This is a genomic window from Singulisphaera rosea, from assembly GCF_054877945.1.
This window is the reverse complement of record NZ_JBTYIP020000022.1, coordinates 105,327-118,261: the sequence shown is the minus strand read 5'-3', so window position 1 is coordinate 118,261 and position 12,935 is coordinate 105,327. Positions and strand designations below refer to the sequence as shown.

General features: G+C 64.6%; 7 protein-coding genes. 6 read left to right on the top strand and 1 reads right to left on the bottom strand.

Annotated elements, in window-relative coordinates; genetic code table 11:
- Positions 1-95: 95 nt before the first annotated feature.
- Positions 96-689 (bottom strand): hypothetical protein, encoded by a 594-nt coding sequence (locus tag ACYOEI_RS29045; protein ID WP_462853157.1) that lies wholly within the window; start codon positions 687-689, stop codon positions 96-98.
- 311 nt (positions 690-1,000) lie between these two features.
- On the opposite strand from ACYOEI_RS29045, the gene ACYOEI_RS29040 reads away from it, so the two are divergent.
- The 6 genes from ACYOEI_RS29040 to ACYOEI_RS29015 all read left to right on the top strand — a co-directional run bounded on the left by ACYOEI_RS29040 (position 1,001) and on the right by ACYOEI_RS29015 (position 12,572).
- On the top strand, positions 1,001-1,834 hold the full coding sequence (locus ACYOEI_RS29040; RefSeq protein WP_462853156.1) for a hypothetical protein: 834 nt from the start codon (positions 1,001-1,003) through the stop codon (positions 1,832-1,834).
- A gap of 218 nt (positions 1,835-2,052) precedes the next feature.
- Positions 2,053-4,662 carry a sigma-70 family RNA polymerase sigma factor gene (locus ACYOEI_RS29035; protein ID WP_462853155.1) on the top strand — a complete coding sequence of 870 codons (2,610 nt, stop codon included), beginning with the start codon at positions 2,053-2,055 and terminating at the stop codon, positions 4,660-4,662.
- Positions 4,663-5,125: 463 nt separating this feature from the next.
- Complete coding sequence (locus ACYOEI_RS29030; protein WP_462853154.1) at positions 5,126-5,371, top strand: hypothetical protein; 246 nt, start codon at positions 5,126-5,128, stop codon at positions 5,369-5,371.
- 114 nt (positions 5,372-5,485) lie between these two features.
- Complete coding sequence (locus tag ACYOEI_RS29025) at positions 5,486-9,610, top strand: serine/threonine-protein kinase (protein ID WP_462853153.1); 4,125 nt, start codon at positions 5,486-5,488, stop codon at positions 9,608-9,610.
- Between the two features lie 302 nt (positions 9,611-9,912).
- Positions 9,913-11,184: an RNA polymerase sigma factor gene (locus ACYOEI_RS29020; RefSeq protein WP_462853152.1), complete on the top strand. Its 1,272-nt coding sequence runs from the start codon at positions 9,913-9,915 to the stop codon at positions 11,182-11,184.
- 317 nt (positions 11,185-11,501) lie between these two features.
- Entirely contained in the window at positions 11,502-12,572 is a 1,071-nt protein-coding gene (locus ACYOEI_RS29015) for a transporter (RefSeq protein WP_462853151.1), read from the top strand.
- The last annotated feature ends 363 nt before the right edge of the window (positions 12,573-12,935 follow it).

Genomic DNA, 12,935 nt, shown 5'->3' with positions numbered 1-12,935 from the left:
TCATGCTCATCTCGTAACCCGGTGTTTTCTTCAACACCGGGTTCCTGCCACGGTCAATGCCGTCCCCTCTCCCGCCGAACTGAGGCGGCCCGCTTTCATTTCGTGAGCTTCCGAAGTCGCGTCTGGAGCGTCTGAAGCGACGTTTCGGCGATAAATCCGACCCGGTCGTTCTCGCTCATCGCCGAACACCAGGCGAGCACCTCCTCCGCCGGCAGTTCGCTGGACTTGAGGGCGTCGAAGACCACCTTCAAACAGTCCTCGATGTCGGTGGTCATATCCCCTTCGTCGCTCATCTCCACCTGCGCACTCCCGCGGGTCATCAGCTCGAGCGAGAGTTCCATCGCCAGCCGAAGCTGCCCCTCGCCGACCAGACGGCCCAGGTTGCGCTGCACCTCCTCATAGGCCTCGTAGTCGTATTCAAAGTTTGTGTTGATGCGACGTTCGTCGAAAGTCGTCGCGTCGGCGATCGCCTTGCGAGTCGCGGCGACAAGCTTCGCGGACGACATCGATGCGTCAAACCGGGAGGTGAGTCGTCGGAGGACACCGGGATCGGCCTGGGCCAATTCCATCAAGGCCTCCACGAGCTCCTCCTTCTTTCGTTTGGTCAGCAATGGTCGCAGCCCGGACAACGTCTCGGATGGCCCCTGCTCCGGGGCAGGACCATTGAACCAGGTTTCGCGTTTAGCCATGGTCACTCTTGGGTTGGGGGTCGGCTGCCTCGCCGAGAGATCCAGTCGTGGCGCCCGGCACGAATCCGATACGCCTGGATGTTTCATGCCCGTCTCACGGTATCTGGAGACTTGGCCTGGCCGCAATCGGGCCGATTGTTTGATTGAGTAGTGAAAATGTTTGGTGTTTGTAATTTTTGGATGTTGTGGTTCAAGTCGGAATGTTGTGCGCGTCCCGAGTTGTGAACCTACAAATCGATCGGCGAGCGACGGATCGCTAGCGGCGACCCTGCCGTCCGATACACTGACTGGGAACGGAGGTGAGCTGCGCCATGGCCCAACCGCTCGAGTTCCCCGCACGACTCCACGTCCTCCTGGCCCGCGAGGCCCCGGTGGGCCTCGTGATTCGGCGAGGGCCGGCCAAACAGGTTTGCACTCTGCTTTGGGATCGGCGGACCGACACGTTCCAAATCGGCCAGTGGTTCAAGGGCCGAATCTACGCGCAACGGTGCGACCTTTCGCCGGATGGGAAACACTGGATCTACTTCGCGATGAGCGGTGCGCCGACGGGAGAAACCCAGGGTTCCTGGACGGCGGTCTCTCGCACGCCCTATCTCAAGGCTCTCGGGCTATTCGCCAAGGGCGACTGCTGGCATGGCGGCGGGCTGTTCACGGAGAACGGTCGATACTGGCTGAACGATGGGCATGGGCATACCGTCGTCCGTGATTCCCGAGACGTAGTGCGGGACCACGCCTACTCGCCGGCAAGTCTCTTCGGAGGCGAGTGTCCGGGCGTGTACTTTGTGCGTCTCGTCCGGGAGGGTTGGCGACTCCTCGTCGCTCGTGAACGGATCGGCCATTGGCACGACCAAAGCCTCTTCGAGAAGCCTGTCTCCGGTGGTTGGGCACTCCGAAAGATCGCCCATGCGCAAGTGAACGCTCCTCCCGGCAAGGGCTGCTATTGGGACGAGCACGTCCTGGCCCGTCCCGGCATGGAGATTGGTTGTCCGGACTGGGAGTGGGCGGAACTCGACGGCGAGCGTCTCGTCTGGGCCTCGGGCGGCAAGTTGTTCGCCGGAGGACTCGGGGCGAATGGCCTCGTTGATGTGAAAACGCTCCACGACTTCAACGGGATGGTATTCGAGCGAATCCACGCCCCCTATTGACGTCGACCCATCGAACTGAGGCCGAATGGGCTCGTGTCGGTGCCCGTCACTTCCACTGAAACCAGCAGCCTGCCGAAGCCAGGAGACAGGGCCAAGCCGTTTCGGTCCCAGTTGGTTGTAAACCCTTCGAGAGTCACGAACTTCGCGAAATTTCATGGAGTGGCGCTCCGCTCCGGCAGTAGATCGATGAAGATCAATTGGACGAAGGAGCCAAGCCCATGGTCAGCGGACAGAGCGGAGCCGTCAGTCGTGAGCTCGACCGGGTCTTCCGGCGCGGGACCGTCGCTTGCCTGTCCGAGTCCCAGTTGCTCGGGCGGTTTGTCGCCCAGGGCGATGACGCCGCCTTCGAGGCGTTGCTGACGCGTCACGGGCCGATGGTCCTGGGCGTCTGCCGGCGCATCCTCGGTGATCCGCACGACGTCGCGGACGCATTCCAGGCCACGTTCCTGATCCTGGTCCGAAAGGCGGGGACGCTTCGCGACCCCGAGCAACTGAGCCCCTGGCTCTACGGCGTCGCCTTCAAGGTCGCCGCGCGGGCCCGGTCCGACTCCGCGCGTCGTCGTGATCGCGAGCGTCGGGAGGCCCGGCCGGAGACCTGGGTAGACGGCTCAACGCTGGACCGGGCCGACCTGCGTGGGATCCTCGACGAGGAATTGAATCGACTCCCCGAGAGGTATCGCCGACCGATCATCCTCTGCTACCTGGAAGGGCAGAGCCACGAGGAGGCGGCCCGCCGACTGCGGTGTTCGACGGGTATGCTTCGAGGCCGACTCGACCGGGGACGCGAGAAGCTCCGCTCGCGGCTCGGCCGCAGAGGCCTGGCGCCGGCGGCGGTTCTCTCGGGTGCAACTCTGGTGAATGAAGCAGGTGCCGTGGCGGTGCCCGAGGCCCTCAAGGCCGCGACCCTGTCCGCCGCCCTCCGTTCACTCGACGGGGGCGTCGCTCTGACTGCGGTCTCGACTACGGTGCAGTCACTCGCCTGGCGGGTGCTTCGATCGGTGTACCTCTCCAAGGTGACCCTTGCGGCGGCCATGCTCCTGGTGCCGTGGGCGGCCTTGCTGGCGGTCATGCCACCTGGGATCATCGACAAGGCCGTCCCGCAAGTCGGCCGTCCCGAACCGCAACTGGCCGGAGGACCCAAGGTCCTCCGAGAAGCGGACGGCATCACGTTCACGGGCCTGGTCCTCGACCGGGAGGGTCAGGCGATCCCGGGCGCTCGCGTGGGATTGGGGGCGGATCGTCAGGCCGATGCGAGCCAGGAGACCGTTACCGACGTCGACGGCCTGTTCACCTTCGACGGCGTCCCCGTTGGACCGGTGCTATTTACGGTCCAGGCGACCGGGCATGCTCCCGAGTTGAAGCCGCTGGACGTCGCCAAGGAGAGGCAACCGGTCGAATTCCGCCTGGGGCCCGGGCGGTCGATCCGCGGCCGGATCACCGACCTATCGGGAAAGCCCATCGTCGGGGCCCCCGTCTCCGCCGGGCCTTGGCGCGGGCACACCACCCTCGTCTGGCAATCCGTGACGGATTCGGACGGCCGATATCGCTGGGAAGATGCTCCCGAGGACGAAGTGCTGGTCGACCTCGGCACGATGGGCTACACGTCGAAGCGGTTCCTGGCGTTCCCGCCCGGGAAGAATGCGAGGGACCTGACGATGCCCCGGCCAAGATATGTTCGGGGTACTGTCACCGACGCGACGACCGGGAAACTGATCGAAAGGTTCACGGTGCTCACGGGCCACGGGGCTACCAATGGGGGCAACCTCGAATGGGAATACCCGCAGACGGTGCCCGGTTCGGCCGGAAAATACGAGGCCAAGCTGGGGGCCGAGTACCGGGGTTTCGACCGGTTTGTCCGGATCGAGGCCGACGGCTATCTCCCCGAACGCTCGCGGGCCTTGGGAGAAAACGAGACGAGTTGGGACCGAACCTTCGACGTCAAACTGCGGCCGGGCGACGCGACGATCACCGGCGTCGTCCGGCTCCCCGACGGTTCGCCGTTGGCGGGGGCCGAAGTCGCGCTCCTGACCTCCTTAACGACGATCAATAACGGCCGTTTTCCCTCCCCTTTGCCGGGCCGGATGATGAAGACAGGGCCGGATGGACGCTTTCGATTTCCAACGTTCGACACACCTTTCACGGTCGTGGTGCTGCACGACAAAGGGTTTGTGGAACGCAGGTCGGAGGAATTCGCAGGCGGTTCGGACATGACGATCGAACCGTGGGGCCGCATCGAGGGGACCTACTACGTCGGGAATAAGCCCGGGGTGGGCGAAAGGCTGACCCTGGTGCGCGACTACAGACTTCCCGTCGCATTTCATGGCGATGCCGTCGTGGGGACCGATGGCCGTTTCGTTTTCGAACGGGTCCCTGATGGGTCGGTTGCCGTGATGCAGTTGGTGAGGCGTGGCCTGATCATCTCGATGTACCCCTTGTCGGATCGCCTTCATGTGAAGCCGGGAGAAACCGCGAGGGTGACGATCGGCGGTACGGGGAGGCCGGTCGTCGGCCAATTCGTTCTCCCGGCCTCGATCGCGGAGGAGGTTGATTGGGAATCGAGCGAGATCCTCCTCACCTCGAGCAAGAATCAAAAATTAGTTCACGTCGGCAAACATACGGTGGCCAATGGATTCCGCTTCGAGGACGTCTCTCCTGGTGCCTATGAAATCCTCGCCGAGCTCAAGAAAAGACGCCTCGGGCCACTCGGTGACGACTCGAGTGCAACGATCGCGGAGGGACGTCACAAAATCGATGTCGCCGAGATCCCGGGGGGCCGGAGTGATGAGCCGCTCGATGTGGGCAAGGTCACACTCTCACCGGATAAGTAAACCGCAACCCGACACATGGGACTACCAAATGAGGCTCAAGACGATCCGCAGATGACGCAGATTAGCACAGATGAAATTGGAGACTCTTGCTATTCGATCTGTGTCGATCCGCGTCACCTGCGGATAGAGCCGTCTTTTCTTGTCGGTGTCCCATCCGCGGCGAGACACAGATCTTGTCGATGGCGGTTCTCACGGTCCGTTCCGAGGTCCGCTTTCGACCGAGGATGGAGGCATCGGGCCGGGCCTTGTCCTCACGGGGTCCGAGGACGGAACCCGTGGCACCCATCGCATATACATTATTGCGCCTGAAGGCTCAGTCGCCGCACCAAGCTCGCTTCGTGAGCCAGCAGGCATTGTCTCTGATCGGACGTAGAGGTGGATTGCCGGACAAAACGGAATCGATCATAATTTGACATGGAGAGGCGACTTCCGGTCGCAAGGCGGCTTAGTTTGGGGCTTTTTGATGGCCGAACCGAACGACGATGCGCAAGAAGGGCACGCCGATCAGGATCGTGGGCGGCTATGCGACCCCATCAGCGATCTTTGCGTGGGAGTCGGTCGTCGCCTCGAGATCCTCCGTCGCGGGATGTCGGGCGGCCCCTCCTGCATGTGGCCTCCGGAAGCGACAGGCCACAACGTCCAGGACGCACGGAAAGCGCTCCCCACCGAATCACTCCACGAGTGCTTCCACCTGCCTGCGCTCGGTTGACCGAGACCTTCCGGGAGAATCGGCTCGATCTTATGGACGAGCTTCGATGTCGCGCGATCGGCCGTTCCGGTCAATCCCCATTTTCCAGGGAGGGCGCCGTGTCCGAGGAGTGTGATGAGCGACGAGCGTCAGATGGATGTCTTGCTGACCATGTGGGAAGACCGTTGTCGCCGTGGCGAGGAGATCGCCGCGGCCGAACTGGGCCGATTCTCACGTGATCTGACTCCGGAACAGGAACGACGGCTTGCCGTGGTGCGCGAGCTGTCGGGGCTGATCCAGAAGCTTCGGGCCCCCGACTCGGCTGCTGCCGTCGCGGTTGCGTCGATGGAGTTGGTGGCGGATTCGAAGGCGAACGCTGCCAATCTATCGGGTTATGGGAATGCGACTCCTCGGCCGGGAGAGTTGTTCTCGGGCGACTACGAGATCGTCGGCGAGTTGGGCCGGGGCGGGATGGGCGTGGTCTACCGCGCCTACGACCGGAGGAACGATCGATTCGTCGCGTTGAAGACCATGCGAGAGCCGGACTCGGCGGCCTTGCATCGCTTCAAGAGGGAATTCCGCGCGCTGTCCGACGTCTCCCATGCCAACCTGGTGACCCTGTATGAGCTGGCTTCGAACGGTCGAGACTGGTTCTTCACGATGGAGTTGGTCAACGGGATCGATTTCCTGCGGTACGTCCGTTCGGATGCCAGGCCGGGTGACTCCGAAACGACCATCGAGCCTCGGAATTCGGGAGACCTCGGGCCGTTCCTGATGATGCCGACGACGGCGATCACCCAGGATCATGGGGCCGACGCACTGGAGGACACCCCCGCGATCGTCTCGGCCGCGTTCCCCGCGACATCGGAGCGATCGCCGTCCCAACTGGCGCGACTCCGCGGCACGCTCCGGCAGCTCGTCGAGGGCGTGTCGGCCTTGCACGGCGCGGGTTGGTTGCACCGCGACCTCAAGCCTTCGAACGTGCTCGTGACGAGGTCGGGTCGCGTCGTGCTGCTGGATTTCGGCCTCACCGCCGCGATGGGCTCGGACGGCCTTCATCAGAGCACCGAATCGCACCTCCTGGGGACGGCCGCGTACATGTCGCCGGAGCAGGCGGCCGGGAGGCCTGTCACTCCCGCCGGGGACTGGTATAGCGTCGGGGTGATGTTGTACGAGGCCCTGACCGGTCGGCTCCCTTTCTCGGGCCGGATTCTCGAGGTCCTCATGGACAAGCAGCGGTTCCAGCCGCCGTCGCCGCGCGAGCTTGCGGCCGACGTCCCCGAGGACCTCGATATCCTCTGCGTCGACCTCCTCCGGCGCGATCCTCAAGCACGTCCCTCGGGTCGCGATGTCCTGCGCCGCCTGGGAGGAGGGGATAGTTCCGTCGCGATCCCCAACGCCCATAAATCCTCGTCGAAACCCGCGGCCCCCCTGATCGGAAGGAAGGAGCACCTCAAGGCTTTGGCCGAGGCCTACCAGGTCATGAAGCGGGGTGGCACGTCGCTGCTGCTCGCCCACGGCCCTTCGGGAGCGGGCAAGAGCACGTTGATTCGTGAATTCCTCGATCGGCTGCCCGAGGACGACCAGGCCGTCGTCCTGGCCGGTCGCTGCTACGAGCGCGAGGCTGTCCCTTACAAGGCGCTCGACGGGGTCGTCGACGCCCTGAGCAAGCATCTGCGACACCTACCGGCCGCCGACGTCAGGGCCGTCCTGCCGAGCGACCTCCCCCTCCTGGCCCAGGTTTTCCCCGTGCTCCGTCACGCGGAGGGGATCTCGTCGACGCGACTCCGAGAGCGTGCGATCCCCGACCCCCAGGAAGTGCGGCGGCGAGCCGTCGCCGCGTTGCGCGAGTTGCTGGTTCGCCTGGGCAATCTCTGGCCCTTGATCCTCGTGATCGACGACCTCCAGTGGGGTGACCGAGACAGCGCCTTGCTGCTCTCCGACCTCCTGAGCCCTCCAGACCCTCCGGCCCTGCTGCTCGTCGGCACCTACCGCCGGGAGGACGAGGCGACGAGCCCTTTCCTGGGCGAATTCCTCGGGGCGGCCGAGGTGCCGGGTGTCTCCCGGCGCATGTTGCCCGTCGACGAACTGGGCCAGGCCGATGCCGAGGATCTCGCGCGAGAACTCCTCGGACACGATTCCTGGGCCAGCATTCCAGAGGTCCAGTCGGCGGCCGTTGCCCGAGAATCCGGGGGCAATCCGTTCTTCATCGCCGAGCTGGTCCGCCACATCCAGTCGGGGCTCGAGCAGGCAAGCCCTTCCTCCCGGCAGGGCGAGATCCGCCTCGACGACGTGATCTGGAGCCGCATCCAGCGCTTGCCGGACGAGGCGCGACGCCTCCTCGAAGTCATCGCCGTCTTCGGCCGCCCGATCGAACAGGCGATGGCTTGCCAGGTCGCCGAGGTCGTCGGCGACGGACCTGCGGCATTGGGGGTGCTCCGAGTAGGCCGGTTGGTCCGAGGCACCGGCACGAGGGAGGAACGGAATGGGATCGAGCCCTATCACGACCGGGTCCGCGAGACCATCCTGGCCTACCTCGCGCCCGAGACGCTCCAGGACTGCCACACGCGCCTGGCCTCGGCACTCGAAGCCTCGGGATATCTCGATCAAGAAGTCCTGGCCATTCACTTTCAGGGGGCGGGACAGTCGGACAAGGCCGCCGCGTACTACGCCCAGGCCGGCGATCACGCGGCCCAGTCTTTGGCCTTCGATCGGGCGACCAAGCTGTATCGCCTCGCCCTCGATCTCTGGGCCGACCGAGGGAGCCGCGAGAGGCGACTTCGGACGAATCTCGCGGATGCCCTGGCGAATGTCGGGCGAGGTTCGGAGGCGGCGAGTTGCTATCTGGCGGCGACCAATGGGGCGAATGTGGCCGAGTCGCTGGAGCTGCGCCGTCGGGCGGCCATGCAACTCCTCATCAGCGGCCACATCGACGAAGGGATCGCGGTCCTCCGCGAGGTCCTGACGACGGTCGGGATGCGACTGCCGAGTACTCCGCGACGCGCCCTCATGTCTCTACTCTGGCGTCGAGCCAGGATCCAATTCCGAGGGTTATCGTTCCGCCTGCGCGATCCCAGCCAGGTCTCGCCCGAGGCCTTGACGCGTCTCGATGTGTGCTGGTCCGTGGCCATCGGCCTCGGCGTCGCCGATTGGATCCGAGGGGCCGACTTCCAGGCCCGGGCCCTCTTGCTGTCGCTCAAGACGGGAGTCCCTTATCACATCGCCCGATCGCTTGCCCTCGAAGCGGCCCACATCGCCGCGGCCGGCAACGCCACACTCCCTCGCGTGAACAAGCTCCTCCGGACGGCGGACGAGCTTGCCGCGAGGATCCAGGACCCGAACGTGTTCGGGACCATCCACATGGCCCGGGGGATCATCAATAACCTGGTGGGTGAGTGGAAGACGTCCTATGAATTCTCCAAGTCCGCCGAAGAGGTCTTCCGCGAGCAATGCTCCGGGGTCGCCTGGGAGGTCGGCACCGCCCAGGCGTTCGGCCTGTGGGCCCTGGCCTACATGGGCGAAATCGCCGAGTTGGGCCGGCGGTGGACGGTCCTCGTCAAGGAAGCTCGGGACAAAGGAGACCAGTTCGCCGAGGCTAACCTGAACACGGACCTCATGGCCTTGTTCAAAGTCGCTTCCGACGAGCCGGGCGAGGCGAGGAGCGAGCTGGCGCGCATCATGGCCCGATGGTCGCTCCACGGTTTTCATATCCAGCATCACAACGGCGTCCTCGCCCGGGCCCACATCGAGCTGTACGAGGGCATGACTCCGGCGAGCTGGGACTACATCGACGGTGTTCGCAAGCAGTATGCCTACTCGCTCCTCAATCACATCAGCGTGATTCGAATCGATATCAACCACTTGCACGCCCGCTGCGCCCTCGGGGCCGCGATGCAGGCCGAGGCGAAGGAGCCGTTCCTTCTGGCCGCGGAACGCGATGCCCAAAAACTGGCCCGGGAAGGGGTCCCCTGGGCGTCGGCCCACGCCGCCTGGATCCGGGCCGCGCTGGCCTGGAACCGTGACGATCGCGACGGGGCGGTCGTCCGACTCGGGGACGCTGCGGCCGCCTATGACCTCGTCGACATGGCTTTGTATGCCGCCGCGACCCGTCGCCAACTCGGGATGATCCTCGGCGGGGACGAGGGCCGGTCCTTGATCTCCGAGGCCGACGCCTGGATGACCCGGCAAGGGGTCGTCAATCCCGCCCGGATGGCGGCGATGTACTCCCCCGGCTTTCAATCGCCCGGAGCATCGGCCTGAGCGGGCTCAGAGGCGTCTCACCGATGTCCACCGGGTTCGATCCGGAGGCGTCTCTGCGAAGACAAGCCCGAAGCGCGAGCGAGTGAATCTTCTTCGATTTAATTCGGCAAGATTCACTCGCTCGCGCTTCGGGCTTGTAAAAGACCATCCTGCGGGAGCCATCGGGTGGGAGCAATCCGAGGGTGATCCACTCGCTCGGCCAGTCGTGTGGTTCTGCTCCCATTTTCTGGGAGAATGTGGGAAGGATTTCTCGGGTCCCTGCATGTTGACGTCGGTAGGTCGATGGTGTGGGGGCCAGGCTCATGAGCGGGGGAGATCCTTCGGGGGCGCTCCGTGACATCCGGTCGCTGTTCGGTGGTGGGATACACGGCAGCTTGACCGACAGGCAACTGCTGGATCGGTTCGTGAACCGGGGCGGCTCGGCGGAGGATGCCTTCGGCATCCTCCTCGAACGTCACGGGCCGATGGTCTGGGGCGTTTGTCGCCGGGTGCTGCCCGACCGAAATGAAGCGGCTGACGCATTTCAGGCGACGTTCCTGGTCTTGATGCGCAAGGCCTCGACGGTCAGGGTCGACGACTCGCTGGGGCCCTGGCTCTACGGCGTAAGTCGACGGGTCGCGGCCCGGGCGCGGGCGACGGCCTTGCGTCGGGGAGCGAGGGAATCCGGCGGGGTCGATGCCGTGGCCGGCCCGGCTTCCGATCCGGGTTCGGCCGAGCGCTTCGAGATCCTCGATGAAGAGATCGGCCGCCTCCCCGAGCCTCAACGCGCCGTGATCGTCCTATGCGACCTCGAGGGCCTGCCTCACGAGGAGGCGGCACGCCGGCTGGGCTGCCCGGTCGGGACGCTCGAGAGTCGCCTCTCTCGGGGCCGCCAGCGGTTGCGCGACCGACTGGTGCGTCGAGGTCTTGCGCCGGCGACCGCGGTACTTTGGGCCGAGGCCGCCCGCGAGGCGTCCGCCGCGATGCCCGCGGCGCTCATCACGCTTTCGACCCGCTTCGCGACGAGTCCTCAAGCCGCCACTGCCGTGCCGGTGGCGGTCCACGCCCTTGCCGAAGGAGTGATCCAGATGTTGTGGCTAGCCAAACTGAAACCGTTGGTGGTCGTTGCGGCGGCCTTGGTCCTCACCACGGTCGGAGTCGCCGTCCAGGGCCGCCAGCAACCCTCGGCCGAAGGGACGGGTGCTCAGGCCAAGTCCGCACCTCAACCGGCCTCCGAGGCAGCAAAGGCCCTCGCGCCGGTGGTCGCGGCCAACCAGGCCCTGGCCCGGGAGCAACTCGCCTTGATCGAACAAGGGTTGCAGGTGCATCGTCGGCTGGCCCAAAACGGCAGGGCCGAGTCCTTCCCCGGTCTCGATGTCTGGGAGCGCCGCAAGATGGAGGCACTTCGCAGGTCGGGTGTCGAGAAGGCGGAAATCATCGCGGCCTTGGAGAAGGAACTCGAGAATCTGAAGAAGGACGAGGCGATCGCCAAAGTGAACAAAGAAAACGCTCGTGGGACGGATCTCGGGATCTTGGACGCCAAGGTCCGCCGCCTCGAAGTGGAGATCTGGCTGAACGAAGAGAAGGCTCGTTGACGCGACCGGTAATGCTCAGGGCATAAATAAGGAGGGGGGATTCACCACAAAGGCACGAAGGACACAAAGGAAAAAATACAAGAATTTCTTGGTGAGCCTTACCTTTGTGTCCTTCGTGCCTTTGTGGTGAATCTCCCCCCCGATGTGTCATCTTGTCGACCGGAGGGGAACTGGGAATCTTTGCGGATTATCCGGTTTGAGTGGAGATTGCCGGAGGAGATGGTCGATCCTTGCGCCGGGGTTGTGGATGGGTCCCAGCGTCTTTGCGAGTCTCACGGCAAATGGTGTCAGGGGCGCTCGACCGAGGGACATGGATCGTGCTCCGACGTGAAGCAGGCGTCGGCCGTCGGCGTGGTGTCGCCTTCGGGAAGGCTCTTTTGGTGGGACTTGCGTTCCTGGCGGGTCAAGGGTGCCAGGCCGTCCCGGGCGCGGGCCGTCCGGCCGCCGAGTCGGGAAGCGGAATTTCGCCTGCCCTCGGTGTCCAGGGGCGAGACGATCGCGTGATTCGGGTCCGGGGACAGTCCGGAGTTGACGACGTCCCGCGCCCTTCGCCGGAGCCGGAGGACGGGCCCCCGGCCTTACGACCCAGGCTGGGCGATCTGCTCAACGACTCGAGCGAGAAAGAGCAAGAGAAGGACTCGACGTATTTCCCCGAGGCGCGTGACGATCCCGAGGAACCCGACATCCGCTCCCCCGGGCCCGATACGGCGAACTTCCCGAACAGCCCGTATACGCTCCCTCAAGGGCGGTTCTACGTCGAGGTGTCCCCGTTGTTCCTCTCGGGTGCCAGCGCCGGGTCGCCCAAGACGTATAACGCCGAATTCCTCCTCCGCTTCGGCCTGACCGACCGCGTCGAGCTCCGACTCTTCGGCAACGGACCGACCTACGAGCAGGGCAAGGGATCGGCGAACGGGATGGCTCCCCTGGCCTGGGACCTCAAGCTGAACCTGTGGAAAGAGAACGTTAAATACTATATCCCCGCGGCCGGGCTCGAGGTCTTCCTCCTGACACCCAGCGGGTCTCGGCGACTGAACCAGGGGACGCAGCCTGGGATCGCCCTTCTCTTCGACCACACCCTGCCCTACGGCTTCCTCCTCGAGTGGAACGTCGGTCTGGTCGGCGACCCCTCGCCGAACAATCACTTCAGCGCCCTCGAGCCGATCGCCGCCTGGGCGTTGCAACACGAGATCGTCGAGGGCTTCGACGTCTTCTACCACGGCTATTTCAACGGCGCCACGCTCCCCCGTTTCGGCGACGGCGTCGAGATGGGCGGCGGTGCGATCTGGGCCGTCAACAAGCGGCTCTCCCTCTACGGCAGCTACAACGCCGGCCTCAGCAAGGCCGCCCCGAACACCCTCGTCCAGTTCGGGGGCGCGATCGCCTTTTGAACCGCGGCCGCTCCTCGAGAGTCGGCTCGAGGTCGATCCGCGAGAGCCCCTGTCCTGGAGCCCGTCCCGGTTCCCTTTCCGCCGGACCATCTCCGCGCGAAGATTTCACCACAAAGGCACAGGACACAAAGAGGAGGAGCCGGTCTTCGGACCTGCTTTGATGATTCCTTAAGTTCTTTGTGTCTTTGTGATGAACAAGTACTTGGATGAGGGCTCGATTGCGATAACCAAGCGGTGTCCGATCCTGCCATTCCGCGGGATTGGCCATCACATCGACGGTAGGGCGCGAAGAAAGACCCGGCATCGAGGTCGATGCCGGGTCTCGGAAATGATCTGTCTCTGCCGTTCCGCCCTTCGAACCGC